At 60.1% G+C, this 25,733-nt stretch carries 29 protein-coding genes; 11 read left to right on the top strand and 18 right to left on the bottom strand.

Translation table 11 applies throughout. From position 1 onward, the window contains the following. The 5 genes from BW686_RS05070 to ribBA all read right to left on the bottom strand — a co-directional run bounded on the left by BW686_RS05070 (nucleotide 1) and on the right by ribBA (nucleotide 5,341). Nucleotides 1-1,155: an ABC transporter ATP-binding protein gene (locus BW686_RS05070; RefSeq protein WP_084914949.1), complete on the bottom strand. Its 1,155-nt coding sequence runs from the start codon at nucleotides 1,153-1,155 to the stop codon at nucleotides 1-3. Next, nucleotides 1,152-1,967 carry an ABC transporter permease gene (locus BW686_RS05065; protein ID WP_084914947.1) on the bottom strand — a complete coding sequence of 272 codons (816 nt, stop codon included), beginning with the start codon at nucleotides 1,965-1,967 and terminating at the stop codon, nucleotides 1,152-1,154. Before BW686_RS05065 ends, BW686_RS05070 begins: the two co-directional genes overlap by 4 nt. A 6-nt stretch (nucleotides 1,968-1,973) precedes the next feature. Then, entirely contained in the window at nucleotides 1,974-2,930 is a 957-nt protein-coding gene (locus tag BW686_RS05060) for an ABC transporter permease (protein ID WP_084914944.1), read from the bottom strand. Next, a complete protein-coding gene (locus tag BW686_RS05055; RefSeq protein ID WP_084914941.1) occupies nucleotides 2,915-3,940 on the bottom strand; it encodes an ABC transporter substrate-binding protein in 1,026 nt (341 codons plus the stop codon). The genes BW686_RS05060 and BW686_RS05055 overlap by 16 nt, the downstream gene beginning before the upstream one ends. A 291-nt stretch (nucleotides 3,941-4,231) precedes the next feature. Beyond that, the gene (gene ribBA, locus BW686_RS05050) at nucleotides 4,232-5,341 is read right to left on the bottom strand and encodes a bifunctional 3,4-dihydroxy-2-butanone-4-phosphate synthase/GTP cyclohydrolase II (protein ID WP_084914939.1); all 1,110 of its coding nucleotides are present in this window, start codon (nucleotides 5,339-5,341) and stop codon (nucleotides 4,232-4,234) included. Between the two features lie 94 nt (nucleotides 5,342-5,435). On the opposite strand from ribBA, the gene BW686_RS05045 reads away from it, so the two are divergent. Further along, nucleotides 5,436-5,735 (top strand): DUF1330 domain-containing protein, encoded by a 300-nt coding sequence (locus BW686_RS05045; RefSeq protein WP_084914936.1) that lies wholly within the window; start codon nucleotides 5,436-5,438, stop codon nucleotides 5,733-5,735. On the opposite strand, the gene BW686_RS05040 is transcribed toward BW686_RS05045, so the two are convergent. The 6 genes from BW686_RS05040 to BW686_RS05015 all read right to left on the bottom strand — a co-directional run bounded on the left by BW686_RS05040 (nucleotide 5,732) and on the right by BW686_RS05015 (nucleotide 10,674). After that, complete coding sequence (locus BW686_RS05040; protein ID WP_084914933.1) at nucleotides 5,732-6,295, bottom strand: NUDIX hydrolase; 564 nt, start codon at nucleotides 6,293-6,295, stop codon at nucleotides 5,732-5,734. The two genes, BW686_RS05045 and BW686_RS05040, sit on opposite strands and share 4 nt — an antisense overlap. 1 nt (nucleotide 6,296) lies before the next feature. Further along, nucleotides 6,297-7,049, bottom strand: coding sequence for a GntR family transcriptional regulator (locus BW686_RS05035; RefSeq protein WP_084914930.1), 753 nt, complete (start codon nucleotides 7,047-7,049; stop codon nucleotides 6,297-6,299). Nucleotides 7,050-7,239: 190 nt separating this feature from the next. After that, nucleotides 7,240-7,725 carry a flavin reductase family protein gene (locus BW686_RS05030; protein WP_084914928.1) on the bottom strand — a complete coding sequence of 162 codons (486 nt, stop codon included), beginning with the start codon at nucleotides 7,723-7,725 and terminating at the stop codon, nucleotides 7,240-7,242. Between the two features lie 13 nt (nucleotides 7,726-7,738). Continuing rightward, nucleotides 7,739-9,220 (bottom strand): aldehyde dehydrogenase, encoded by a 1,482-nt coding sequence (locus BW686_RS05025; protein ID WP_084914925.1) that lies wholly within the window; start codon nucleotides 9,218-9,220, stop codon nucleotides 7,739-7,741. Next, nucleotides 9,217-10,050 carry an alpha/beta fold hydrolase gene (locus BW686_RS05020; protein ID WP_084914922.1) on the bottom strand — a complete coding sequence of 278 codons (834 nt, stop codon included), beginning with the start codon at nucleotides 10,048-10,050 and terminating at the stop codon, nucleotides 9,217-9,219. Before BW686_RS05020 ends, BW686_RS05025 begins: the two co-directional genes overlap by 4 nt. Nucleotides 10,051-10,083: 33 nt before the next feature. Continuing rightward, a complete protein-coding gene (locus BW686_RS05015; RefSeq protein ID WP_084914919.1) occupies nucleotides 10,084-10,674 on the bottom strand; it encodes an amino acid synthesis family protein in 591 nt (196 codons plus the stop codon). 270 nt (nucleotides 10,675-10,944) lie between these two features. Between BW686_RS05015 and BW686_RS05010 the strand changes: the two genes are divergently transcribed. The 3 genes from BW686_RS05010 (at nucleotide 10,945) to BW686_RS05000 (ending at nucleotide 14,642) form a co-directional block, all read left to right on the top strand. After that, nucleotides 10,945-12,084, top strand: a complete 1,140-nt coding sequence (locus BW686_RS05010) for a glutathione-independent formaldehyde dehydrogenase (protein ID WP_084914916.1) — start codon at nucleotides 10,945-10,947, stop codon at nucleotides 12,082-12,084. Nucleotides 12,085-12,171: 87 nt separating this feature from the next. After that, nucleotides 12,172-13,032, top strand: a complete 861-nt coding sequence (locus tag BW686_RS05005; protein ID WP_084914913.1) for a glucose 1-dehydrogenase — start codon at nucleotides 12,172-12,174, stop codon at nucleotides 13,030-13,032. Nucleotides 13,033-13,211: 179 nt separating this feature from the next. Further along, nucleotides 13,212-14,642 carry an NAD-dependent succinate-semialdehyde dehydrogenase gene (locus BW686_RS05000; RefSeq protein ID WP_084914911.1) on the top strand — a complete coding sequence of 477 codons (1,431 nt, stop codon included), beginning with the start codon at nucleotides 13,212-13,214 and terminating at the stop codon, nucleotides 14,640-14,642. A gap of 75 nt (nucleotides 14,643-14,717) precedes the next feature. Here BW686_RS05000 and pbpG read toward each other — a convergent pair whose 3' ends face one another. Further along, nucleotides 14,718-15,659 carry a D-alanyl-D-alanine endopeptidase gene (gene pbpG / locus BW686_RS04995; RefSeq protein WP_084914909.1) on the bottom strand — a complete coding sequence of 314 codons (942 nt, stop codon included), beginning with the start codon at nucleotides 15,657-15,659 and terminating at the stop codon, nucleotides 14,718-14,720. Nucleotides 15,660-15,921: 262 nt separating this feature from the next. On the opposite strand from pbpG, the gene BW686_RS04990 reads away from it, so the two are divergent. Next, nucleotides 15,922-16,482: a hypothetical protein gene (locus BW686_RS04990; RefSeq protein WP_084914907.1), complete on the top strand. Its 561-nt coding sequence runs from the start codon at nucleotides 15,922-15,924 to the stop codon at nucleotides 16,480-16,482. 108 nt (nucleotides 16,483-16,590) lie between these two features. Here BW686_RS04990 and BW686_RS04985 read toward each other — a convergent pair whose 3' ends face one another. Together BW686_RS04985 and BW686_RS04980 are read right to left on the bottom strand one after the other, a co-directional pair. Then, complete coding sequence (locus BW686_RS04985; protein ID WP_084914904.1) at nucleotides 16,591-16,773, bottom strand: hypothetical protein; 183 nt, start codon at nucleotides 16,771-16,773, stop codon at nucleotides 16,591-16,593. 172 nt (nucleotides 16,774-16,945) lie between these two features. After that, the gene (locus BW686_RS04980) at nucleotides 16,946-17,311 is read right to left on the bottom strand and encodes a hypothetical protein (RefSeq protein ID WP_084914902.1); all 366 of its coding nucleotides are present in this window, start codon (nucleotides 17,309-17,311) and stop codon (nucleotides 16,946-16,948) included. Nucleotides 17,312-17,511: 200 nt separating this feature from the next. On the opposite strand from BW686_RS04980, the gene BW686_RS04975 reads away from it, so the two are divergent. Beyond that, nucleotides 17,512-18,327, top strand: coding sequence for a shikimate 5-dehydrogenase (locus BW686_RS04975; protein WP_084914900.1), 816 nt, complete (start codon nucleotides 17,512-17,514; stop codon nucleotides 18,325-18,327). Between the two features lie 46 nt (nucleotides 18,328-18,373). Here the strand turns inward: BW686_RS04975 and BW686_RS04970 are convergent, their stop codons facing one another. Next, nucleotides 18,374-19,036, bottom strand: coding sequence for a YceH family protein (locus BW686_RS04970; protein ID WP_084914897.1), 663 nt, complete (start codon nucleotides 19,034-19,036; stop codon nucleotides 18,374-18,376). Between the two features lie 154 nt (nucleotides 19,037-19,190). Between BW686_RS04970 and BW686_RS04965 the strand changes: the two genes are divergently transcribed. Then, the gene (locus BW686_RS04965; RefSeq protein ID WP_084914895.1) at nucleotides 19,191-19,700 is read left to right on the top strand and encodes a DUF1993 domain-containing protein; all 510 of its coding nucleotides are present in this window, start codon (nucleotides 19,191-19,193) and stop codon (nucleotides 19,698-19,700) included. A gap of 230 nt (nucleotides 19,701-19,930) precedes the next feature. After that, nucleotides 19,931-21,106, top strand: coding sequence for an MFS transporter (locus BW686_RS04960; RefSeq protein WP_084914893.1), 1,176 nt, complete (start codon nucleotides 19,931-19,933; stop codon nucleotides 21,104-21,106). On the opposite strand, the gene nhaR is transcribed toward BW686_RS04960, so the two are convergent. Then, nucleotides 21,054-21,992, bottom strand: a complete 939-nt coding sequence (gene nhaR, locus BW686_RS04955; RefSeq protein WP_084914890.1) for a transcriptional activator NhaR — start codon at nucleotides 21,990-21,992, stop codon at nucleotides 21,054-21,056. The genes BW686_RS04960 and nhaR overlap by 53 nt on opposite strands. 132 nt (nucleotides 21,993-22,124) lie before the next feature. On the opposite strand from nhaR, the gene BW686_RS04950 reads away from it, so the two are divergent. Continuing rightward, the gene (locus tag BW686_RS04950; protein ID WP_084914887.1) at nucleotides 22,125-22,367 is read left to right on the top strand and encodes a hypothetical protein; all 243 of its coding nucleotides are present in this window, start codon (nucleotides 22,125-22,127) and stop codon (nucleotides 22,365-22,367) included. 34 nt (nucleotides 22,368-22,401) lie between these two features. Further along, nucleotides 22,402-23,157 carry a TerC family protein gene (locus tag BW686_RS04945; RefSeq protein WP_084914884.1) on the top strand — a complete coding sequence of 252 codons (756 nt, stop codon included), beginning with the start codon at nucleotides 22,402-22,404 and terminating at the stop codon, nucleotides 23,155-23,157. A 98-nt stretch (nucleotides 23,158-23,255) separates the two neighbouring features. On the opposite strand, the gene BW686_RS04940 is transcribed toward BW686_RS04945, so the two are convergent. Beyond that, the gene (locus BW686_RS04940; protein WP_084914881.1) at nucleotides 23,256-23,435 is read right to left on the bottom strand and encodes a hypothetical protein; all 180 of its coding nucleotides are present in this window, start codon (nucleotides 23,433-23,435) and stop codon (nucleotides 23,256-23,258) included. 220 nt (nucleotides 23,436-23,655) lie between these two features. Here BW686_RS04940 and BW686_RS04935 point away from each other — a divergent pair, with 220 nt between their 5' ends. Next, nucleotides 23,656-24,351, top strand: coding sequence for a hypothetical protein (locus tag BW686_RS04935; protein ID WP_084914878.1), 696 nt, complete (start codon nucleotides 23,656-23,658; stop codon nucleotides 24,349-24,351). 51 nt (nucleotides 24,352-24,402) lie between these two features. Here BW686_RS04935 and BW686_RS04930 read toward each other — a convergent pair whose 3' ends face one another. Continuing rightward, nucleotides 24,403-25,686, bottom strand: a complete 1,284-nt coding sequence (locus BW686_RS04930; protein WP_084914876.1) for an NAD(P)/FAD-dependent oxidoreductase — start codon at nucleotides 25,684-25,686, stop codon at nucleotides 24,403-24,405. Nucleotides 25,687-25,733 lie beyond the last annotated feature (47 nt).

Genomic DNA, 25,733 nt, shown 5'->3' with positions numbered 1-25,733 from the left:
TCAGTGCGCTCCGGCTGCCTTGTTCAGGTCATTGTCTGTCCATTCGGTGTAGATACACGCATCCGCAGCGGCCCAGCGCACGCGCACCGGATCGCCGGCCTTGAGCGGCATGCCGGTGGCAGACAGCGCCTTGACGGTCATCGCCGTGCCGCCCGTTGTCACCACCGAACAGGTCTGGCTCTCACCCAGAAACAGCACCTCGGTGACGTTGGCGCTGACTTCGTTCCAGCCTGCTTCCAGCGGTGTGGCGGCGGCCTGGGAAACACTCAATGCCTGGGCTTTTTCCGGACGAACCATCAGCAGCACGTCCTGATCGGTTTTCAATCCCGAGGTCAGGCGAATCGCCAGCGGGCTGCCCTCGAACGTCGCCACGGCATTGCCCTGCGCCTTGAGCCTGAGGAAGTTGGAGTTGCCGAGAAACGACGCGACAAACGCATTGGGCGGGTTCTGATACAGATCGTAGCCGGTGCCCAGCCCCACGATCTTGCCGTGGCTGAAAATCGCGATGCGCTGGGACAGGCGCATGGCTTCTTCCTGGTCGTGCGTCACGTAGACGATGGTGATGCCCAGCCGGCGGTGCAGCTGACGCAGTTCGTCTTGCAAGTCCTCGCGCAGCTTCTTGTCCAGCGCGCCCAGCGGCTCGTCCATCAGCAGAATGCGCGGTTCATACACCAGCGCTCTGGCAATGGCGACCCGTTGCTGCTGGCCGCCGGACAGTTGTGAAGGGCGGCGATGGGCGAACTCTTCCAGTTGAACCAGCTTGAGCATTGCATCGACTTTCTTTTCGCGCTCAGCCGCAGGCAGTTTGCGGATCGAGAGCGGGAAAGCGATGTTGTCGCGAACCGACAGGTGCGGAAACAGCGAGTAGCGCTGGAACACCATGCCGATGTCACGCTTGTGCGGAGGGACGTTGACCAGCGATTTGCCGCTGACCAGAATCTCGCCTGAACTGGGTGTTTCGAAACCGGCGAGCATCGACAGCGTGGTGCTTTTGCCCGAGCCGCTGGAGCCGAGGAAGGTCAGGAATTCACCGTCCTGAATGTCCAGGGAAATGTCATCGACGGCGGCGAAGTTGCCGTAATGCTTGTTCAGGTTGCACAGCGCGACCAGGGGTTTCTGATGCGACTGGGCGGGGTCTTTGATCACGGCACTCATGACGTACTCCTGGCTTCGTTGCGGCGACGCAGGGTCGCGGCGATGAACATGATGATCACCGACAGCGCGATCAGCAGCGTTGAGGCGACGGCGATGACCGGGGTCAGGTCCTGCCGCAGGGTGGTCCACATTTTAACGGGGAGGGTCTGCAAGGTCGGGCTGGCCATCATCACGCTCAACACCACCTCGTCCCACGACACCAGAAACGCGAACAGTGCGCCGGCCATCATGCCTGGCCGGATGCCCGGAAAGGTCACCTTGTAGATCGCCTGCATGCGCGATGCGCCGCAAATCACCGCAGCATCTTCGATGGACTGATCGAACAGCTTCAGCGAATTGATGATCGAGATGATGGTGAACGGCAGCGCGACGATCACGTGGCTGACGACGAAGGAAAACAGCGTCCCGGTGTAACCGAGTTTGAGAAACAGCGCATAGACCGCCACGGCGATGATCACCAGCGGCACGATCATCGGCAAGGTGAAGACCCCATACAGGATATCGCGCCCAGGAAAGCGGCCACGCACCAGCGCGAAAGCGGTCGGCAGACCCAGCGCCACCGAGGCGATGGTGGTCAGAATCGCCACCTTGAAACTGGACAGGGCAGCCGCCACCCAGTCAGGGTTGGAGAAGAACTGCTGATACCACTTCAAGGTCCAGCCAGGCGGCGGAAACACCAGCCATTGGGAGGAGCCGAACGACAGCAGGACGATGAACAGGATCGGCAGCAACAGAAACAGCGCAATCAGCGCGGTGGTCAGGTACAGACCTTTGCGCAGACCGGGGCTCATGGCATTGGGTGTCAGGAGCATGGCGGTTTACCTCGCGTTACTGGCGCCGACCGGGGATTCCGGCTGGAGCTTCAGGTAGAAGTAGAACAGCACCAGCGTGATCAGGACCAGCAACGCAGCGGCGGCACTGGCCAGCCCCCAGTTGAGGAACGACTGCACCTGCTGGACGATGAATTCAGGCAGCATCATGTTCTGCGCGCCACCCAGCAACGCCGGAGTGACGTAGTAACCCAGCGACATGACGAACACCATCAGGCCTCCGGAAAACAGCCCCGGCCGGCACAGCGGCAGAAACACCCGGAAGAAGTTGGTCCACGGACTGGCGCCGCAGATCGAGCCGGCTTGCAACACCATCGGGTCAATGGCCTGCATCGTCGCCTGCAATGGCAGGACGATGAACGGAATCATGATGTAGGTCATGCCGATCACCACGCCGGTCAGGTTGTGTACCATTTCCAGTGGTTGATCGATGATGCCCATGCCCATCAGCACTTTGTTGATGACCCCGGATGCCTGGAGCAGCACCAGCCAGGAATAGGTGCGTGCCAACAGGCTGGTCCACATCGACAGCAGCACGATGTTGAGAATCCAGCGCCCCCAGCCCCGCGGCACCAGCGTGATGACCCAGGCCAGCGGAAAGCCCAACAGCAGGCTGAACAGCGTTACAAAACCGGCCACGGAAAAGGTGTTCAGCAATACCCTTGAATAGGCCGAGTTGGCGAACAGCTGTTCGTAGTTGCCCAGACCGGGAACCGGCTCAAGCACGCCGCGCAGCAGCAAGCCGATCAGCGGTGCGAAGAAAAACAGCCCCAGGAACAGCAGCGCCGGAAGCAGGTTGCGACTGCCGCGCCAGCGCTGGGCGAGGGAAGGAGATGGCTGCATGCTCGTCGCCTTGTGGTAAGCCGCGCCGGCAGTGCTGTGCGCACCACCGGCCGGGTTGGATTGACGAGGGACGACAGCCGTCATTTTTACTTGACCAGCCATTCGTTCCACCGTGTCGCAATGTCCGCACCGTTCTTGGCCCAGTAGGCGAAGTCGAGAGTGATCTGGTCGGCGACATGGGCGGTCGGCAGGTTAGGCGCCAGCGTGGAGTCCAGACGCGCCACGCTTTGGGTGTTGACCGGCGCGTAGGCGCTGAGGTTGGAGAAGTCTGCCTGGCCTTTGGCGCTGGTCGCGTTGGCGATGAACTTCATCGAGGCGTCCTTGTTTTTCGCGCCTTTGGGCACCACCAGAAAATCAGCCATGACCAGGTTCTGCTTCCAGCTCACGCCCACCGGTGCGCCGTCCTGTTGCAAGGCATAGACGCGGCCGTTCCACATCTGGCCCATCGACACTTCGCCGGAAGCAAGCAGTTGCTGGGATTGCGCACCGCCGCCCCACCAGACGATGTCTTTCTTGATGGTGTCGAGTTTCTTGAAGGCGCGGTCCAGGTCCAGCGGGTACAGCTTGTCAGGCGTTACACCGTCCGCCAGCAGGGCCAGTTCGAGTACGCCGGGGCTAGGCCATTTGTACAGCGCGCGTTTGCCGGGGTAGGTCTTGGTGTCGAACATGGCGGACCAGTCCGTCGGCGGTTTGGCGCCCACTTTGCCTTCGTTGAAGCCGAGGACGAAGGAGAAGAAGAACGAACCGGCACCGTGGTCGGTGACAAAGCGCTTGTCGATCTCGTCACGCTTGATGGTGTTGAAGTCCAGAGGCTCCAGCAGGCCTTCGCTGGCGGCCCGCAAAGCGAAGTCGGCCTCGACGTCGACCACGTCCCACTGCACGTTACCGCTTTCGACCATCGCCTTGAGTTTGCCGTAGTCGGTCGGGCCGTCCTGCACGACGGTGATGCCGCTGGCCTTGCTGAACGGAGCGGCCCAGGCTTCTTTCTGGAAGTCTTGGGTGGAACCGCCCCAGCTCACGAAGTTGACGCTTTCGGCGGCGATAGCGGCGGCACTCGATAAAGCCAGCACGCCAGCCGCCAGGACCGCCGTTGCACGTTTGTTCAACACCATGTTCACGCCCTCATTTGTTGTGTTTTTGAGCGGGCTTTGTCGCCCGCTTGGTCGGGAGCAGTAGGTCCAATGGGCCTCGAAACTTGAAACTGTCAGGCGCTTTTATTGAGGCTGTCCTTTGCGGGGTGTACCTGACAAAACCTCCGGTTTATGGAATATCATATTATGGTATTCCAAACTTTCTGCAAGCGTTTTGCCCTGTCAAAATGCCTTCATTCGATGCTTTTTAACGCGTCGAACCCAATGGCTGAGGGCGGTTTGCCTCACCGCCCGGTCAGCGCGGCGTCGACGTCAGCCGGGAAAGGGAATGCTTTCAATCACTTCCAGATCGTAGCCCGTCAGACCAGCGTATTTCAGTGGTGGACCGAGATGGCGCAGCTTGCCGACACCCAGGTCCTGCAAGATCTGCGCGCCGGTGCCGACCTCGGAATAAATGCGCGACTGTGAACGGGTGTATTGGCGCGGTGGCTGGGTCAGCTGCGGAATGCGCTCCAGCAAGGCTTGCGAGGATTCGTGATTGGCCAGAACAACGACCACCCCGCGGCGTTCTTCGGCAACCCGTTGCAGGGCCGCCCATAACGTCCAGTTGGCGGGGCCGGTGTACTCGGCGCCGACCAGATCACGCAGCGGGTCTACCACATGCACGCGCACCAGCGCAGGCTCGTCGCGGCGGATGTCGCCCATCACCATCGCCATGTGTACGCCGCCTTCGATACGGTCTTCGTAGCTGAACAGGCGGAACGTGCCGTGTACCGTCGGCAGTTCGCGTTCGCCGATTCTGACGACCGTGTGTTCGGTGCTCAGCCGGTAGTGAATCAGGTCAGCAATCGTGCCGATGCGGATGCCGTGTTTTTCTGCAAACAGTTCCAGGTCGGGGCGCCGTGCCATCGTGCCGTCATCGTTCATGACTTCGACAATCACCGAGGCCGGTGTGAAACCGGCCAGCCTTGCGAGGTCGCAGCCTGCTTCGGTGTGGCCGGCGCGGGTCAGCACACCGCCGTCCCGCGCCCGCAAAGGGAAGATATGACCCGGTTGCACCAGGTCTTCGGGCACCGCAGCCGGATTGACCGTAGCCTGCACCGTGCGGGCGCGATCTGCCGCACTGATGCCGGTGGTCACACCCGTGGTCGCTTCGATGGAAACCGTAAACGCGGTGGCAAACACACTGCCATTACTCGGCACCATTTGTTCCAGGCCCAGACGCTGGCAGTGTTCATCGGTCAGCGTCAGGCAGATCAACCCGCGCGCCTCACGGGCCATGAAGCTGATGGCCTGGGCCGAACAGCAGTCAGCGGCCAGCAGCAGATCACCTTCGTTTTCACGGTCTTCATCGTCGACCAGCAACACCATCCTGCCTTGGCGGTAGTCTTCAATAATGTCTTCGATACGGTCGAATGCCATGCTCGGAATCCCGGTTTAATGGATGACTAAATCGTGGTATACCATAAGACAGAATATTTCACAGATTCCCTATCATTGAAACAGTGAGATCGCGATGAAGGCTTATTGGATTGCACACGTCGATGTAACCGACCCACAGCAGTACAGCGAATACACCCAGCGCGCGCCAGCCGCTTTCCAGTTATTTGGTGGGAAATTTCTCGCCCGGGGTGGCCGCTCGGAAGCGATTGAGGGACGAGTCACGCCGCAGCGAACGGTGATTATCGAATTTGAGTCCTACGAGCAGGCGGTGGCCTGTTATCAATCGCCCCAATACCAGAACGCGATGAGCCACCGTCAAGGCGCATCGAACGCCGAGATTGTGATAGTCGAGGGGGTTGAGAGCAGCCGCTAGCGAATGAAGTGGACCTTGCCGGTGTCGTCGTTGCCGATGTAGATGCCGTACACACCGGCCTGGCGCTCTTCGATGTAGCGTTCGAGGATCTGGCGGATGGCGGGGTAGTAGATGCTGTCCCAGGGGATGTCTTCGGGGGCGAAGAATTTGTAATCGAGGGTTTCCGGTCCGAACTGGCCGGTGACTTCCAGCGCGATGGCGCGAAAGACGATATACACCTCGCTGATTTTCGGCACGCTGAAGATGGAGTAGGGCGAGATGATCTCGGCGCGTACGCCGCTCTCTTCCCAGACCTCCCGCAACGCCGCCTGCTCAGTGGTCTCGCCGCTTTCCATGAAGCCTGCGGGCAGTGTCCAGGTGCCGGGCCGAGGTGGGATCGCGCGCTGGCAGAGCAGGTATTTGCCGTCCTGTTCGATGATGCAGCCGGCGATGATCTTCGGGTTGACGTAATGAATGTACTGGCAGCCGCCGCATATCAACCGCGCATGGGTGTCGCCCGAAGGGATGCGCTGAGCCAGGTCAGCGCTGCCGCATTGAGGACAGAAGCGCGGTGTGCCCATGTCAGCGACCTATGCGGGGTTCTTTGAGGGCCACAGGCGCGACGATGTCGCGGACGCTGGCGTCTTCGTCCTGCTTGGATTTCAGGTATTCCAGGGCCACCCGGGCAGCGTTGCGAACGTGATCGACCGAGGCCTGATGCGCGGCCAGCGGGTCGCCGCTCTTGATGGCTTCGACCATGAGTTCCATTTCCTTGTTGCTGGCACCGCGACGGTTTTCCTGGGACACGGAGGTGGCGCGCAGGTAGCTGATACGCGCCTGCAACTGGCGCAACTGGGTGGCAGCGACATGATTGCCGGAGCCTTCGAGCAGCACGTCATAGAAACCCTGGACTGAATCGATGACCTGTTGCAACTCGCCTTCCTTGAGCGATTGACGATTCACTTCCAGGGCTTTCTCCAGTGCCCGGATGTCCCTGGGGCTGGCGCGCAGGGTGAACAGCTGGACGATCAGGCCCTCCAGCACGCAACGCAGCTCGTAGATATCGCAGGCATCTTCCAGCGTGATGATCGCCACGCGCGGGCCTTTGGCGTCGGCGAACTCCACCAGACCTTCGGACTCCAGATGGCGCAGCGCCTCGCGCACCGAGGTGCGGCTGACCCCAAGACGGTCGCACAGGTCCCGTTCGACCAGGCGATCGCCGGGCAGCAGTTGGAAGTTCATGATCGCGCTGCGCAGCTTGTCCAGCACAATCTCCCGCAGGGTGACGGGGTTGCGGTTGACTTTGAACGTGTCGTCGAGTGGCAGGCGTTTCATCGGGTGTGCTCGGAATGGTGCTGTCAATGTAAAGGGGCCGGCGATGTAAAAGCGTGACTTGAAACATGGCCTTGCTCACGCCGCAACCCGCGAACGACGCGGGCTGCTGCATGCCCCGAACGCTCGGGCCCGGGACGCGCGGAGTTTATCACGCCGATGCCTGCTACCACCAAAACCGCCCGATGCCGCCTCAGACGATCGGTGCGAGCGCCCCCATCTTGCCCCGGTGATAAATCATCGGAGTGACCGGAACCGCCGGCAGGATCAGGTTTTTCACCGCACCGACGATGATCGCGTGGTCCCCGCCATCGTATTCGCGCCACAACTCGCATTCGATGATCGCCGTGGCATTGGCCAGCAGCGGGTTGCCCAGCTCGCTCAACTGCCATTCGATGCCTTTGGTCTTGTCCTTGCCCTTGCTGGCGAACGCATAAGCTTCGACCTGCTGGTCGGCGGACAGCAAGTGAATCGCGAACTTCTTGCTGTCGCGCAGCACCGGGTAGGTGTCGGACGCGTAGTTGGGGCAGAACAGCACCAGCGCCGGGTCGATGGACAGCGCGCTGAAGGCGCTGGCAGTGATACCGACCAGATTGCCCTCAGGGTCCAGCGTGGTGACAATCGTGACGCCCGAAGGGAATGACGCCATGACTTCTTTGTAGATACTGGGTTCGATCATCGCAGCGACCTCGTTAACGCATGACAAATGGATCAGGCATGGGCGCCTGCGAAAGGTTGATCCACACCGTTTTCAGTTCGGTGTAGGCCAGCACAGAGTCTATCCCGCTCTCGCGACCGTAGCCGCTGTTTTTGAAACCGCCGATGGGCGCCATTGCCGACACGGCACGATAGGTGTTGACCCAGATGATACCCGAGCGGATATCCCGCGCCAGGCGGTGGGCGCGGCCCAGGTCGCGGGTCCAGATGCCGGCGGCAAGGCCGAACTGGGAGTCGTTGGCAATTGCCAGTGCTTCGGCTTCGTCCTTGAAACGAATCACCGATGCCACAGGGCCGAACACTTCTTCCTGCATGATCTTCATCGAATTGCGGTCGCACTCGAACAGGGTCGGCTCGTAGAACCAGCCTTGACTGTCCAGTTCGGGACGCTTGCCACCCAGGCGCAGACGCGCACCTTCGGCCAGTGCATCAGCCACCAGGCCTTCAACCACTGCCAGTTGTTGAGCAGTGGCCATCGGCCCCATTTCAGTGGCTTCATCCTGAGGGTTGCCGATGCGGATGCGGCTGGCGCGTTCGACCAGGCGGTTGACGAACTCGTCGTAGATTTCATCCTGCACCAGCAGTCGCGAGCCGGAAACACAGCTTTGCCCCGAGGCCGCATAGATGCCGGCGACTGCGCCGTTGATGGCGCTGTCCAGGTCGGCGTCGGCAAAGATGATGTTGGGTGACTTGCCGCCCAGTTCCAGCGACAGCTTTGCAAAGTTTTCGGCGCTGCTGCGCACCACGTGACGTGCCGTGGCAGCGCCGCCGGTGAAGGCAATCTTGCGCACCAGTGGGTGACGGGTCAGGGCCGCGCCGGTGGTCGGGCCGTAGCCGGTGATGACGTTGACCACACCGGGCGGAATACCTGCCTCAAGCGCCAGTCGCGCCAGCTCCAGCACGGTGGCCGAGGCTTGTTCCGAAGGCTTGAGGACGATGGTGTTGCCCGCCGCCAGCGCCGGTGCCAGCTTGATGGCGGTCAGGTACAGCGGACTGTTCCAGGGAATGATCCCGGCCACTACGCCCATCGGTTCATGCACGGTGTAGGCAAACAGGTCGGGCTTGTCGAGGGGCAGGGTGCCGCCTTCAAGTTTGTCCGCGAGCCCGGCGGTGTAATGAAAGAACTCTGGCAGATAGCTGACCTGGCCGCGTGTCTCGCGAATCAGTTTGCCGTTGTCGCAGCTTTCCAGTTGCGCCAGCTGTTCTTTGTTTTCAGCAATCAGATCGCCAAGCCGGCGCAACAGTTTGCCGCGTGCAGTCGCCGTCAGGCCGCGCCATGTCGGGCTTTCGAATGCTTTTTGCGCCGCCTGCACGGCGCGCTCGACATCCGCCTCATCGGCGTCGGGCAATTGCGCCCAGGGTTCGGCCAGTGCCGGGTTGAGGCTGTCGAAGGTCTTGCCGGACAGCGCATCGACCCACTGACCGTCGATGCACATCTGAAAGCGGGTAAGGCTCATGCAACAATCCCCTTGATCGAGTTATGGACGGCCGCCGACTTGTCCAGAAAGTCGAGCAACACCTGGTTGACCAGACGCGGCGATTCAACCGGCATCATGTGGCGTTGATCGGGCAGTATCGCAACTTCGGCACCGCGGATGCGCATGGCCAGTTCGCGGGCCATCTCCGGTGTAGAGCCGGGGTCCAGCTCGCCGGTGGCAATCAATGTCGGTGCGCGAATATCGCCCAGATCCTCCGCGCGGTACATATCCTGGGTGGCAAACAGCTTGTACGTGGTCAGGTAGCCCTGCGGGTCGTTGCTGGCCAGGTTTTGCCGGATGGCCGCGATCTGTGCCGGGTTGGCCGCCTGATACTCGCGGCTGAACCAGCGTGACAGGGCCTCGGCGGCGTTGGCATCAGGCCCGTGCTCGGCAGCCTGACTGGTGCGCTCGACGACGCGCGCGCGCTGTTCCGGGCTGCGATTGAAGACGCTGTTGAGAATGACCAGCCCCGAGAGGTGCTGGGGATACTGCAGCGCGAATGCGCGCGCCACCAGCCCGCCCATCGAGAAGCCGATCACTGTCGCTTGCGGCAGGCCAAGGTGGACCAGCAATTCACGCAATTGCTCGGCATAGCCCGGCAGCCCGGTGTCCGGGTCCGGACGCGGGCTGGCGCCATGACCGAGCATGTCATAGGCAATGACCTGATAATGCGGGGCCAGCCCGACGACCTGGCCGCCCCACATCTCTTTGTTCAACCCCACCCCGTGAATCAACACCACAGGGTGGCCTTGGCCGGTAGCCAGGTAGCTGGTACCCGCCGGGGTGCGCTCAGCGGTGAGCTGAATCATGGATCGCTCCTGCACTGAAGTGGATAGGGACGATTACTGCGCCTTTTCGGCGGCCAGTTCTTCCAGATCGATGTAGCGGTTGCCGATGCGCGGATGCAGACGCCCGCCATTGGCAGCCCCGAGCACGACGACAATCTCATCGGCTCGTGGCGAATCTTCAATGTGCATTTCCAGGGTGATGTAGTGCGAGCGCAGACCTTCGTCGTCTTTGTGCATCATCGGGATCTGGATCGAGGTGCCGGGGCCGCCGCGCTTGTTGGTGAAGCTCAGGTAGCTCTTGGCCTTGACCGCTTCACGGTAGTGATTACCGAAACGCAGGGTATGAATCACCGCCGAGGCGTGTTCGATCTCACCGTCGGCACCTACCACTGCGGCCTTGCCATACGCCTCGATGTTGTCCGCACCGCCGATAGCGTCGGTGAGGCGCTTGACCATCAGTTCACCCAGATCCGAGCAGTTGGCGCGAATTTCGGGCTTGAGGTCTTCGACAAATCCACGGCCCAGCCACGGATTCTTGATGACCACCGCCAGGCCTACCATCGTGACCGGTTTGTCGGTAGCTTTACCGCCCTCGATGAAGGTTTCTTCGGTGTAATTGACGATCTTGCGAATTTCAAAGCTCATGAACGACTCCCGGATCGAGCGCTGTTGTATTTGGTATGATGGTATACCATAAGACTGGCGGTGCAAATGCTTTATTTGCGGCTCGTGCGGCGCGCAACGACGCAGCAGGCAAGCGCCCGCGGGCGGCGTCTCCAATCACTTGACGGATGACGCCAACGACCATTCGTCAGCTCTGCAGGCAATCGTTTTGAACACGGCTGCCCCTGTCGTGACAGATACACCGTGAGCAATAGAAAGCTCGTCGTATTTTTCACCTCAGGAGAGCCATAAATGAAAGCCATCGTCTATAACGGTCCGCGCGACGTCAGCGTCAGAAACGTGCCGGATGCGAAAATAGAGAAGCCGACAGACGCTCTTGTCAGAGTGACCACCACCAATATCTGCGGCTCGGACTTGCACATGTACGAAGGTCGTACCTCGTTCAAGACCGGGCGCATTTTCGGCCATGAAAACATGGGCGAAGTCATCGAAGTCGGTGCGGGCGTCGACCGTATCAAGGTCGGGGATCGCGTTTGCCTGCCGTTCAACATCGGTTGCGGATTTTGCGAAAACTGCGAAAAAGGCCTGACCGGGTATTGCCTGACTGCCAACCCCGGCAGCGCGGGCGCGGCCTATGGTTTCGCCGACATGGGCACCCACGAAGGTGGGCAGGCCGAGTTGTTGCGTGTGCCTTACGCCGATTTCAACTGCCTGCTGTTGCCCGAAGACGCCGTCGAGCGTGAAGACGACTACGTGATGCTCTCGGACATCTTTCCCACCGGTTGGCATGCCACCGAGCTGGCCGGTCTGCTGCCGGGCGAAAGCGTTGCCATTTACGGCGCTGGCCCTGTAGGCCTGATGGCCGCGCACTCGGCGATGATCAAGGGCGCGTCGCAAGTGTTTGTCGTCGACAATCATCCGGACCGCCTGGCGCTCGCCGCGAAGATGGGCGCTACGCCGATCAACTCCCTGGAGCAGGGTGCGGTTGACCAGATCCTCAATCTCACCGATGGCAAGGGCACCGACCGTGGCTGCGAATGCGTCGGCTATCAGTGCTGTGACCGGCACGGCCATGAAGCCAATCACGTCACCATGAACAACCTTGTGGCGTCGACCAAGGCGACGGGCGGGATCGGCGTCGTGGGTGTCTTCGTGCCACAGGATCCGGGCGCTCATAACGATCTGGCGAAGGAAGGCAAGATGGCCTTCGATTTCGGTTCGTTCTGGTTCAAAGGCCAGCAGATTCGTACCGGTCAGGCCAACGTCAAGGCCTATAACCGTCGCCTGGCCGAGCTGATTCATCATGGCCGCGCCAAGCCGTCGCAGATTATTTCCCATCGCCTGAAGCTCGAAGAAGGCCCTGCCGCCTACCAGCACTTTGACGCCCGCGACGATGGCTGGACCAAAGTCGTGCTCAAGCCAAACGGCTGATCTGCCTGGTGACCCTTGGCGTGCCTGGCCAATGCCACCGACAAGGGCACCGCGCTCTGAATACCCTATTCGAGGAGATTGACTCAGATGAATGAAGACTATCCAAAGCCGCCGTTTGCCAGCCAGCCGCAAGAGGTTCCCGGTCAGCAGGGCAAAATGGACCCGTACCCGGATTGCGGCGAAAAAAGCTACAAGGGCTCCGGGCGGCTGCAAGGCAAGATCGCGCTGATCACCGGCGCGGACAGCGGCATCGGGCGTGCGGTGGCGATTGCCTTCGCTCGTGAAGGCGCGCAGGTGGCGATCTCTTACCTGAACGAGCACGAAGATGCTGAAGAGACCAAGCGCTGGGTAGAAGAAGCCGGCAGAAAATGCCTGATGCTGCCCGGTGACCTGGCGCAGAAGCAGCAGTGCGAAGATATTGTGAGCAAGACCGTTGCAGAATTCGGTCGCATCGACGTGCTGGTCAATAACGCCGCGTTTCAGATGACTCATGAAACCCTTGACGAGATTTCTGACGAGGAGTGGGTCAAGACCTTCGATATCAACATCACCGCGATGTTCAGGATCTGCAAGGCAGCCGTCCCGCACATGCCCAGAGGCGGGTCGATCATCAACACCAGTTCGGTCAATTCGGACATGCCCAAGCCGACGCTGCTGGCGTATGCAACCACCAAAGGCGCGATTGCCAACTTCACCGGTGGCCTGGCGCAGTTGCTCGGTGAGAAGGGCATCCGCGTCAATAGCGTGGCACCCGGCCCGATCTGGACGCCGCTGATCCCTGCAACCATGACCGACGAAGACGTGAAAAGCTTCGGCAGCGAAACCCCGCTCGGCCGTCCCGGCCAGCCCGTGGAAGTGTCCCCGATTTACGTGTTGCTGGCCTCTGACGAAGCCAGCTACATCTCGGGTTCGCGTTATGCCGTGACCGGTGGCAAGCCGATTCTGTAAAGCCTGTGGCCAGTACCGTCGGGTGCTCAACGCGAGCGCCCGGCTTGACACCGTGTTCCGGGCATTCTTGCGGATGTCACTTGACCCGCAGCCTGTTACCTCCCTAAATGCCAGACAGCTTTTTCGAGCGGCCTTCCGCTCTTTCCGCCGTTCCCTCCACATCACTATGGAGAATCCTCATGTATCCAGACGTACAGCTCTACATCGACGGTCACTGGCGCGCCAGTCGCGATAACCGCACCTTGCCCGTCATCAACCCGGCCACCGGTGAGTCGCTGGGCAGTGTGGCGCACGCCGGCATCGTCGATCTTGACGAAGCATTGGCGGCAGCCGAGCGTGGCTTTGCCACCTGGCGCGCGACGTCGGCCTACGACCGTTACAAGATCATGCAAAAAGCCGCCAACCTGGTGCGCGAGCGCGCTGACAGCATTGCCCGCATCATGACCCAGGAACAAGGCAAGCCGTTGGCCGAAGCGCGCATGGAAACCTTGTCGGCTGCCGATATCATCGACTGGCTGGCGGAAGAAGGGCGTCGCACTTATGGCCGTCTCGTGCCATCGCGTAGCGTGTCCATCGAGCAGAAGGTCATCAAGGAACCGGTCGGTCCGGTCGCGGCGTTCACACCGTGGAATTTTCCGATCAACCAGGTGGTGCGCAAGCTGTCGTCTGCGCTGGCGGCGGGCTGCTCGATCATCGTCAAGGCCCCGGAAGAAACCCCGGCGTCGCCCGCCGAACTGATCCGTGCATTCGCCGACGCAGGCGTTCCGGCAGGGGTGATCGGTCTGGTTTACGGAGACCCGGCAGAAATCTCCGGCTACCTGATCCCGCATCCGGTCATTCGCAAAGTCACCTTCACTGGCTCCACGCCGGTCGGCAAGCAGCTCGCCGCGCTGGCCGGTCAGCACATGAAACGCGCCACGATGGAACTGGGCGGTCACGCCCCGGCATTGGTGTTCGATGACGCAGACATCGACCTCGCCGCGCGCGTACTTGCCACCGCGAAGTTCCGCAATGCTGGCCAGGTGTGCGTATCGCCGACGCGTATTCTGGTGCAGCGCAAGGTGCTGGAAGCCTTTACCGAGAAATTCGTCGGTCTGACCCGCGAGATCAAGGTGGGCAACGGTCTGGACGCGGGCACGACGATGGGGCCGGTGGCCAATGATCGCCGTATTCCTGCGCTGGTCGGCCTGATTGAAGAGGCTGTGGGTGCCGGTGCAACACTGTCAGCCGGTGGCAAGGCAGTGAACGGGGCGGGTTACTTTTTCGAACCCACCGTGTTGAGCGGTCTGACGCCGGCAATGCGCATCATGAACGAAGAGCCGTTCGGCCCGGTTGCGCTGCTGGTGCCGTTCGACACCGTGGAAGAGGCGATTGCCGAGTCCAACCGTGTGCCGTTCGGGCTGGCGTCCTATGCGTTTACCACCTCGATGAAGACCGCGCAGGCGCTGAGCACCTACATCGAAGCCGGCATGCTGTCGATCAACCATCAGGGCATCGGCTTGCCGGAAGTGCCGTTTGGCGGGATCAAGGATTCCGGCTACGGCTCCGAAGGCGGTATCGAGGCCATCGAAGCGTACCTGAACACCAAGCTGGTCACTCAATACAACTGAGTGCGGGCCTGGCTGAATGAAAACGGTCGCGATGTGCAAGCATCGCGACCGTTTTTCGTTTCGCCGCGAGGATGATCAGTCCTTGGCCTGGATACCGGTCTGTTTCATGACCAGGTTCTTCTCTTTCTTGTATTGCAGCGCAACTTCCGGCGCCGGACCGCTCTGGCCGGTTTCCATCCACTTGCGAATACGGCTGGCGTCGGCGAAGTGGGTGTACTTGCCGAATGCGTCAAGAATCACCACGGACACCGGACGATTGGCCATAGTGGTCAACAGTACCAGGCAGTGACCGGCCTGATTGGTGAAGCCGGTCTTGGTCAGCCTGATGTCCCAGTTGTCCTTGCGCACCAGATGGTCGGTGTTGCTGAAGCCCAGGACGTAGGTTGGTTTGCGAAACGTGACGGTCTTCTGCTCGGTGGTGCTCAGCTCACTGATCAGCGGGTATTTGCGTGCCGCCATCACCAGCTTGGTCAGGTCGCGGGCGGTCGATACGTTGTACACCGACAGCCCTGTAGGCTCGACGTACGCCGTGTGTTTCATGCCCAGTGCCTTGGCCTTGGCATTCATCGCCAGAATAAAGGCCGGATAACCGCCGGGATAACTGTGCGCCAGACTCGCCGCGGCGCGGTTTTCCGACGACATCAGGGTGATCAGCAGCATGTCCCGGCGGTTCATTTCGCTGCCGAGCTTGACGCGCGAAAACACACCTTTCATTTCCGGCGTCTGAGAGATGTTGACCGGAATGACCTCATCCATCGACTGCTTGGCATCGAGCACGACCATCGCGGTCATCAGCTTGGTTACCGAAGCGATGGGAACGATGACGTCCGGATTACTGGAATACAGCACTTTGTCAGTCTGCAAATCGACGACCAGTGCGCTGCCAGAGGCCAGGTGCAGATTGGAAGGATCACGGTTGAGAGCAGCGGATTCATTGGCAAACGTGGTGGTGGAAAAAACCGGACCTGTAAGTACACATAATAGGCCCAAGACAGACAGACGAATTTTCAAGAGCAAGGCTCACTCGATAAAGTGTGTTAATAGAAGGGATCGCGTCAAAACGCTGCATTTTATGAGCAGACTTTGATGTCTGTCGATGGCTGCTGCAGGGCGATTTGTCAATAAATGCAGGAATCGGTATTCCGTTAAGTGACGGTTAAGTGGCGTTCTGCTTTCAAACTGCTCTAAAACGCGCCGGAATTTGAATAGTCGTGGTGCGAGAGGCCTGCACCGATTAGCATTCCATGCCATTCAGGTCAGCGATTCAAGGAGTCATGCAATGCTCAAGGGGTTTATCGGCAGGGATTACCTGGTACTGGTGATCGTTGCTTCACTGGTGGTGGTTGTGTTGCTGGGCGCCGGGTTTACCTCACGCTCGTCCGACTGGGCTGGCTGGATGCAGGCGATTGGCCTGATCGTCGGATTGATGGTTGCCATTGCGGTCCCGGCCATCCAGCGCAGGCAGGAAGCCGAGCGGGCGCACAAGCAGTTGCGTGATCGCGAAGTGGGCTATGCGCGGCGCATGCAGTACCTGTGCGGCGAGCTGAGCGAACTGCAAGGGCGCATCAGCCTGAACCTTGCCCATTTGCGCGCCAGTGATCGGCACAGCCTGAAATACACGCTGCAGGATTATTTGCACCGGCTGTTCGAGTCCCACAAACAGGACCTGAACGATGATCGCGTGGTGCTTGCCCACGAACTGCGTCAGGTCGCCAATGACCTGATCGACGAGCTCGACAGCGGTCGCAACGATCGCGTGGTGTTCATGGCCCTGGAAAAACGCCTGCAGAAGCTGACGCATCGTTGTCAGGTCAACGCGGCAATGGCCGAACGCGGTTAAGGCGTCCCTGTGCCGCTGGTCCGAGTGTTTTCTCCAGGCCTAAAAAAGCCCGCATCAGGAGAGGCGGGCAAGGGGATGTGCGGAGCAACGCACGAGGTTCGTAAACAATCAGCTGTTGAGAAGGCGGGGCTGCATCTGCCGGTATAGCGCTTCGGCGACCGGCAGGGACGCGAGCGGGCCACTGACCGGTTCACCGTCCTGAATCAGATACCAGCAGGCCAGCAGACCTTGCGCTCTGAGCGGGGCGGGCACTGCGCTACCGACGACGGACATGATGTGTACCTTGTTCATAACTGCCTCCTCAATCCATGCCGCTACTGTAGGGGGCAATCGATCACGGCAGAAATCGACGCTCTCAATAGTGGTCATTGATAACAACACCGGTTAGCGGCATTGCACCCGCAGACAGGGTTGTGCGCACACCATAAAAAAACCCGCCGATGAAGGCGGGTTTTTTGTTCCGTTACCAGCGGCCGCGCGGCGGGCCGTAATAGTAGCCGGGGCCTGGAGGTGGCGGCGGGCCATAGCGATGGTAGTAATAACCTGGAGGCGGCGGTGGTGGGTAGCGCTCGACAACCTGGTAGACCGGTGCCGGCTGGTAGTAGACCGGCGGCGGCGCGTAATAGACCGGCCGCTGCTGCACGTAGACCGGTTCACGTTCTACGTAGACCGTTCTGTCATGGCTTGAAGATACCGCCGCGCCGACAACGGCGGCGCCTACGATAGCACCCACCACGGCAGGGCCACCCCAGCCACGGTCAGCATTCGCCTGGCCAGCAAGGGCCAAGGCACCTACAAACAAGGCGATTTTGGGGATTTGACGAATCATGACTGTTCCTCGCTCTCAACCCGTTGTCGCGCGCCTGCATCATTCTCAAGCACTGCCACGGGATAACACTATGACATCGAAATTGTAAGAATCTGCGAAAGTGCTGAGTAAATTTTATGTAAGGTGCGCGCTCGCATTCAGTGCTGCATAGCTTACGCTTTTGTCGAAGATTCAAGCCATTACCGTCTGGAGGAAACAGCATGCCCATCACGGCTAACAGGGACACGCAGTTGTGCATGTCCATGGCCGCACGCCCGGGAAACTTCGGCGTTCGTTTTCATAATCATCTTTTTCAGCAATTGGGCCTCAACTTCTATTACAAGACCTTTTCGCCCAATGACCTGGCGGCTGCCGTGGCGGGCATCCGCTCATTGGGCATTCGCGGCAGCGCCGTATCGATGCCGTTCAAGGAAGCCTGCATAGCACTGGTTGATGAGCTGGACACTTCGGCCGCCGCCATCCAGTCGATCAACACCATCGTCAATACGGAAGGGCATTTGAAGGCGTTCAACACGGATTACATCGCCGTGGCGCAATTGATGGACAGCCACGCCGTACCGCGTAGCGCGTTTGCCCTGCGTGGCAGCGGCGGAATGGCCAAGGCGGTCGCCTTTGCGCTGCGCGATGCCGGTTTCACCGACGGCCTGATCGTGGCGCGTAATGAACACACCGGCCGGCGTCTGGCCGAGGCCTGCGGTTTTCGCTGGCAGGCGGAACTGGGCGACGCGCGTCCCGCGTTGCTGGTCAATGTCACACCGCTGGGCATGCAAGGCCCGCAGTCTGATGAACTGGCGTTTGACGAACAGGCCGTCGCCGCTGCCGACACCGTTTTCGATGCCGTGGCCACGCCTGCCGAAACTCCCCTGATCAAGCTCGCACGCCGTCTAGGCAAACGCGTCGTGAGCGGTGATGAAGTGGCGGCGATTCAGGCCCTTGAGCAGTTTGTGCTTTATACCGGTGTTCGCCCGACGGACGAGCAATATCAGCAGGCTGCAGCGTTCGCCAGAGCCGGCTGATTTCGATTTGCCTGCCAGCGCGAGGGCGAGCAGGGCATACCCTTGATTACTCCAGCCTGGCCAGGCGCTCTTCAAGTGCTGCGACACGCGCCTCCAGCTCCTCGATGCGCTGGTTTGCGGCCGGGCTGTGGGGGCTGCGCTCCGGTGCCTGGTGCCGTGAGGCAAGAAGCTCCTGAAGGTCCGCCGGGTCACCGATCAGGTGCATGTAGCGATCTTCGCGTTGCCCGGACTGGCGCGGCACGAGCGTCGCCAGCCCTCTGGCAATCAGGCGCTCCAACTGATGAACGACCTGCTCGCTGTCTTCGAAATCGTGCATGCGGTGACTGCGGGTGAGCAGCTCGCTCACGGTTTGCGGACCCCTCAGCAGCAACAGTCCGGTCAGGATCACTTGCGCGGGCACCAGCTCCAGGCCCTTGTCGACCCTGTGCTCCCAGCGATCGGCACGACTGCCCATGACCAGCCGGGTCAGGCCGCGACCTTCCAGCGCACGCAGGCTCTGGCCCACCTGGCCCGGAGTCAGGTTCATCACCGGATCGCGGCTGGTTTTCTGATTGCAGGCGATGACCAGTGCGTTGAGGGTCAGCGGGTAGGTTTCCGGGTGGGTTGCCTGTTTCTCGATCAGGCAGCCAAGAATGCGCACTTCCGTGCTGTTGAGCTGTAACGCCTCGGCATTCGGGGAGGATTCGGTGACGGATGATTCAATGGACATGACGCTTCCCTGAGTGATGGCGGGGGATCAGCGTAGGGCGTGGCAGGAATTATTGCCAGTACCTGCTGCTTGCATCGGTCTACAGGCTGAAAAGTGTCACGGTGTTTCGCGTCGGGTCAGTCTATAATTGCGCCTTTCCCACCCAGGAGACGTCATGTCTATTTCCCTGTACGCCGCTTCCATTCCTGTCTTCCAGCAAATGCTCAACGCGCTGAGCGACGTTCTGACCAAGGCCGAAGCCCACGCGACCGAGAAGAAGATCCAGTCGCCCGCCCTGTTGCAGGCCCGATTGTTCCCGGACATGCTGCCGTTTACCCGTCAGGTGCAGATTGCCGTCGATTTCGCCAAAGGCGCTTCGGCTCGTCTGGCAGGCATCGAGATTCCGCAGTACGACGACACTGAAACCAGTTTCGAAGAGCTGCAGGCTCTGCTGGCCAAGACCCTCGCGTTCATCGGTAGCATCACGCCCGATCAGGTCGACGGCAAAGAAGGTATCGAGATCGTGCTACGTCCGGGCACTGAAAAGGAAAAGCGCCTTAATGGTCAGGCTTACCTGCTCAGCTATGCCTTGCCTCAGTTCTTCTTCCACGTCACCACGGCCTACAACCTCCTGCGTCATAACGGTGTAGAAATCGGCAAGCGGGACTTCATGGGCAAGTTCTAAGGCCTGGAGGCGGGTGGTTTTGTTTCTACGCTCTGCTTCCATCCTGTATACCCGTCTCGTGGGGGCGAGCTGGTTCGCTCCCACAGAGGCTGTATTTATCGCCATCAGGCTATCAGCCCTGTCTTCCAGGTGCTTCGGGGCCTGTGTGCGGCGATAAGTGCTCCATCCCGCTTTAATCCCCCTGCATGTTGCGCTGTCATCACGGCCTGTATCGTTGTTCTGGAGTTTTCATGTTGTTGCCCATACTTCTGTTGTCGGCTGCCGGTTTCACGGTACTGACGACAGAATTCATCATTGTTGGTCTTTTGCCTGCTGTTGCCCGTGACCTGGATGTGACGGTTTCCCAGGCAGGCCTGCTGGTGACGCTGTTCGCCTTTACGGTCGCCGCCTTCGGTCCGTTCCTGACCGCTTATTTTTCGCGCTTCGAGCGCAAGCGTCTGTTTATCAGCATCCTCATCCTGTTCGGATTGTCCAATGCGCTTGCAGCGATGGCCCCCAATATGCCGGTCATGGGTATTGCGCGCCTGATTCCCGCGCTGGGGCTGCCCGTGTTCTGGGCGCTGGCCAGTGAAACGGCGGTCGACATTGCCGGGCCGGCGTTCGCCGGGCGAGCCATTGCCAGAATCGGCTTCGGAATTGTCTGCGCCACGGTATTTGGCATCCCCGTGGGCACTCTGATCTCTGACGCGTTCGGCTGGCGCAGCGCGTTTTTCGCGCTCTCAGGCCTGGCCTTCGCCAAGGCGCTGCTGCTGGCGGTTTATTTGCCAAGCACTGCCGCAAAGAAAAACCCGGCGTCGATCCTCAAGCAATTCGGCATTCTGCGCAGCCCGATGATGCAAGGCCATGTGCTGCTGTCGATACTGGTCTTCAGCGGCATGTTCACGGCTTACACCTACCTGGCGGACATGCTGGAGCGTCTGGCCGGTTTCGACGGCAATCTGGTCGGCTGGTGCCTGATGGGGTTTGGCGCGGTAGGCCTGCTCGGTAATTCGCTCGGCGGGCGCATGGTCGATCGCCACCCGCTGATCGCCAGTCTGGTGTTCTGCGCCTTCATGGTGGTGGGCATGGTGGCGGTGGTGCCGAGCATTCACTCGGTGGTGGCGCTGGCACTTGCGCTGGCGGTGTGGGGCATCACCCAGGCGGCGCTGTTTCTGGTCAGCCATGTCCGTCTGATCAAGGCTGCGCCCCAAGCGCCAGCGTTTGCGGCGTCTCTGAACATCGCCGGCGCCAATCTGGGCATCGGGATCGGCGCCGTCATTGGTGGCCGAGTGATCGATCACCTGGGGCTGGGTAACGTCGGTTTCGCCGCTGCCGGCATCATTGTTCTGGCGATAGCGCTGGCGCTGCTGTTGATCAAGCTTGATCGCGGTCCGCGTGCGGCCCAGGCGCTGATCCCGCGTCGGTAAATAACTGGTTTCGAGCACTTTCGGCAATGGCGACAACGCCGGGGTGCTTGACCTTGCGTTCCACGGTGATTGCGTAGAATGACTCGGTCACGGCATCGGTCTGGCCGATCACCTGCACGCCATACTGGCTCTGTACTTCATCGGCAATTACGCTGGGCGCAACGAAGATGCCGCTGCCGGACTTGCCGAAAGCCTTCATCAGCGCACTGTCATCGAATTCTCCGACAATGCGCGGCTGAATCTTCTGCTCGGCAAACCAGCGCATTAGCCTGCCGCGGACCACGGTTTCCTGGCCTGGAATCAACAGCGGTGCGCCATGCAGGCACTGTGGAAAGTCGGTCCCGACGCTTTCGGCCACTTCGCGGGTTGCAAAAAAACTGACTCCGCATTCGCCCAGTCGGTGGCTGTAGCCCTTGATGTCCAGATGCGGCGGCATGGGGCTGTCCGAGATCACCAGGTCCAGGCGCTGAATCGCCAGATCCGCCAGCAGCCGTTCCAGCTTGTCTTCACGGCAGGTGATGCGGATGGACTCGCTGAGGTTCATGGTCGGCGCTATCAAACGGTAGACAATCGATTTGGGCACGACATCGGCCACGCCGATGCGAAACAGCAACTGCTGCTCGTCAGGTTGCGAACGCAGCAGGTTCTCCAGTTCATTGCCCAGCTGAAACATCTGCTCTGCATAGGGCAGTGCGAGTCGACCGGCTTCGGTCATTTCCAATTGTCGTCCCACGCGCTGAAACAGATCGACGCCCAGCGAGGCCTCCAGCAGGCTGATCTGCCCGCTGACGGTCTGGGCCGTCAGGTTCAACTGCTCGCAGGCGCGCACGATGCTCCCGGTTTTGGCCACGACCCAGAAATAGTGCAGCTGACGGTAATTGAGCATGGTTATCGCCGATTCGGTAAAACCGAAGTATACGCGTTATAAAATCGAATTTTCCTGATGTTTCAAGGTGTTTAGAATGCTTCGCAACGCCGGACCCGACACCAATACCCGGCCTTGCTTATCGAGGACCCCATGAACAAACCCATGTGTGCTGTGCTTTTGAGCTGTTCGCTGCTGGTAATGGCGGGATGCGATCAGATAGAGTCATCCACAAAGCAGGTGCTTGATACCGCCGCCAACACCGCAAAACAGGCGGTGGACGATACTCACAAGGCCGCAACCAAAGCGCTTGAAGAGACCCGGCAGGAACTTTCAGTGCTGGAGTCGCCACCAAGCTCGGCTGACACCGAAAAAAAGTCCGATAAAGAAATCTAACTTGAAACTATTGGCTCAGGCAGGGCAGTGATCTATGGAATACCTATTGGAACTCGTGACAAGCCCGGCAGCCTGGATCGCCCTGGCAACACTGGTCGTGATGGAAGTCGTGCTGGGCATCGACAACCTGATTTTCATCTCGATCATCACCAACAAGCTGCCGGAGCATCAGCGGGAGAAAGCCCGGAAACTGGGTATCGGCATGGCGCTGGTCATGCGCCTGGGCTTGCTCAGCACCGTCGCCTACATCGTGCAACTCACAGAGCCCGTGTTCGAGGTGTTCGGCAAGGCGTTCTCGTGGAAAGACATGATTCTGGTTGCCGGTGGCCTGTTCCTGGTCTGGAAAGCGACTACCGAGATCCATCACAGCATGGACGTCAAGACTGACGAAGAGAAAGCCTTAGGTTCGGTAGTGGCGTTGAGCATGGGCGCGGCCATCGTGCAGATCCTGATGCTGGACCTGGTGTTCTCCATCGACAGTATCATCACTGCCGTGGGCATGACCGAGCACTTGCCGATCATGATCATTGCTGTCGTGAGTGCCGTGGTCGTGATGCTGGTGGCTGCCAACCCGCTGGCGAAGTTCATCAACGATAACCCGACGGTGGTCATGCTGGCGCTGGGCTTCCTGATCATGATCGGTATGACGTTGATCGCCGAAGGGTTTGGCGCTCATGTGCCCAAAGGCTATATCTACGCGGCCATGACGTTCTCGGCAGCCATCGAAGGCCTGAACATGCTGGTGCGCAGGGCAAGGCGCAGAAAAGCCGCGCGAGTGTCACATAGCTGATAGCCGGCTTTGCTGGAAAAAAGGTCGACCCGTTCATACGGGTCGACCTTTTTACGTTCAAGGCATTGTTCACCTGCACAGGGGCAGGGTGATGTTCTTCAGCCAGCGACGACAGGTTGACCGTTTACAGGCTTGGTCATTTCCGGTTTCTGCACGGCAAGCGGCGCAGCGCTGCGTGGATGATGGCGACGCGAGACGCGCATGACCCCCCACAGCATGGCGCTCGAGACGGCAAGCCACGAAGCGATCAGCATCACGATTGTCAGTTCCAGGCTCATAAGTGCCTCCACATCCTGCTTTTTTACCACGGTCTTGATAACTGACATTCTAGTACGAAGCATGTTTCGGTTAATTGACCAATGGCATCGGGCTATGACCGATTTGCTCTATTGCCTTCGATGCACTGCTGCACAACGCTATACCCGGAACCCGGACGGCTCTATCATCGACGTCCGGATCGGGTCGCGGGTTGCCCGACATCAGTTGAAGTGAGTAAGCATGTCATCGGTTTCTCTCATTGTCGGTGCCGCTGGCGCCAGACGGTCCTGGCTGGTCCTGGCCCTGATCATTGGCCTTGCCGGTTGTTCATCAATGGTCACCCCGCAGATGAAGCGCCTTCCGGACCGGGTCGAACTGACCTCGGTGCCGTTCTTCCGGGGCAATGCGCACCAGAGTGGGCCAATGGTGCTGGCGAGCATGTTGGCCAACCAGCAGGTACAGACCACTCCCGGCCTGCTCGAAAAGCCGCTGCAACTGCCGGGTGCCGAAGGCCGACTGGAGCAGAACATGCAAAACGTCGCGCGGGAATACGGCTTCATGGTCTACCCGCTCGATGGCCAGTTGCAGGACCTGCTGGCTCAGGTTTCGGCCGGTTACCCGGTCATGCTGCGCTTTTCCCAAGGTTCTGCATTCTGGAAAGGACCGCGCTATGCGGTGTTGATCGGCTACAACCGGATCAAGCAGACGGTCTTGCTGAGCACTGGCATGGATCGTCGCTACTCAATGAGTTTCAGCAGCTTCGCATCCGCCTGGCAAGACGCAGGCAACTGGGCGGTGCTGGTTCAGTCGCCTCGTCAGTTGCCCGCCGACGTCGATCGGCAGCGCTGGTTGCAGGCAGCCGATGCGCTGGCGAAGGCGGGTCAGGAGCAGGCGGCAGGTGAGGCCAGAAGAACGCTGGAGCGCAGCGTTAAATGAAATCAACAAAAACGGCACCTCAGAGGTGCCGTTTTTGTGCGGGTTGAAGGTTTAGAACCCTAGCCGGTCACGCAGGCTGTAATACCACGCGCCCAGTGCGGTAAGCGGTGTGCGCAGCATCTGACCACCAGGGAACGGGTAGTGGGGCAGGTCGGCGAACGCATCGAAACGCTCGGCCTGCCCGCGCAATGCTTCGGCCAGCACCTTGCCCGCCAGATGGGTGTAGGTCACCCCGTGACCGCTGCAACCCTGGGAGTAATAGATATTGTCGCCAAGCCTTCCGACCTGGGGCAGGCGTGACAGGGTCAGCAGGAAGTTGCCGGTCCAGGCGTAGTCGATCTTGACGTTCTTGAGCTGCGGGAATGCCTTGAGCATCTTTGGCCGGATAATCGCTTCGATGTTGGCGGGGTCGCGCGCGCCATAGACCACGCCACCACCGAAAATCAAACGCTTGTCGGCACTCAGGCGGTAGTAATCCAGCAAATAGTTGCAGTCTTCGACGCAGTAGTCCTGCGGCAGGAGCGTTTTGGCCAGTTCGTCACTCAATGGCTCGGTCGTGATGACCTGAGTGCCGCAGGGCATCGATTTGGCTGCCAGTTCCGGGACCAGATTGCCCAGATAAGCGTTGCCGGCCACGATGATGAACTTCGCCCGCACCTTGCCCTGAGCGGTATGCACGACCGGGCTGGCACCGCGCTCGATACGGATCGCTGCGGACTGCTCGTAAATCGTGCCGCCCAGTGTTTCGACAGCTGCAGCTTCACCCAGCGCCAGGTTGAGGGGGTGAATGTGGCCGCCGGTCATGTCCAGCAAACCGCCGATGTATTGATCGCAGGCCACGACTTCGTTGATCCGGCGCTTGTCCATCAACTCCAGCTTGCTGTGGCCGTAACGCTCCCATAGTCGCTGCTGGGCTTCCAGATGCGCCAGCTGCTTGCTGGTGATGGCTGCAAACACACCGCCATCTTTCAGGTCGCACTGAATGCCGTAGCGTGACACACGATCCCTGATAATGGATGCACCCTCAAAGGCCATTTGCCCCAGCAGTTGCGCCTGTCGCGGCCCGACGGTGCGCTCGATCACATCGATGTCGCGGCTGTAGCTGTTGACGATCTGACCACCGTTGCGTCCGGACGCGCCAAACCCGACCTTGGCAGCTTCCAGCACTGTCACACGGAATCCGTTCTCCAGCAGAAACAGCGCACTGGACAAGCCGGTGTAACCGGCGCCGATGACGCACACGTCGGTTTCAACCTCGCCTTGTAAAGCGGGGCGCTCCGGCGCGGGATTGGCTGAGGCAGCGTAGTAGGACTGAGGATAAGGCGTGTTTGCCATCCTGATGCTCCGTTTAATATTCTTGACGATGGCGCTGATCCTACCCG

Origin of the sequence: Pseudomonas syringae, from assembly GCF_002157375.1 — a bacterium.
GTDB lineage: Bacteria > Pseudomonadota > Gammaproteobacteria > Pseudomonadales > Pseudomonadaceae > Aquipseudomonas > Aquipseudomonas syringae_T.
Note: the sequence above shows the minus strand (reverse complement) of the source record. Positions and strands in the feature narration are given on the sequence as shown.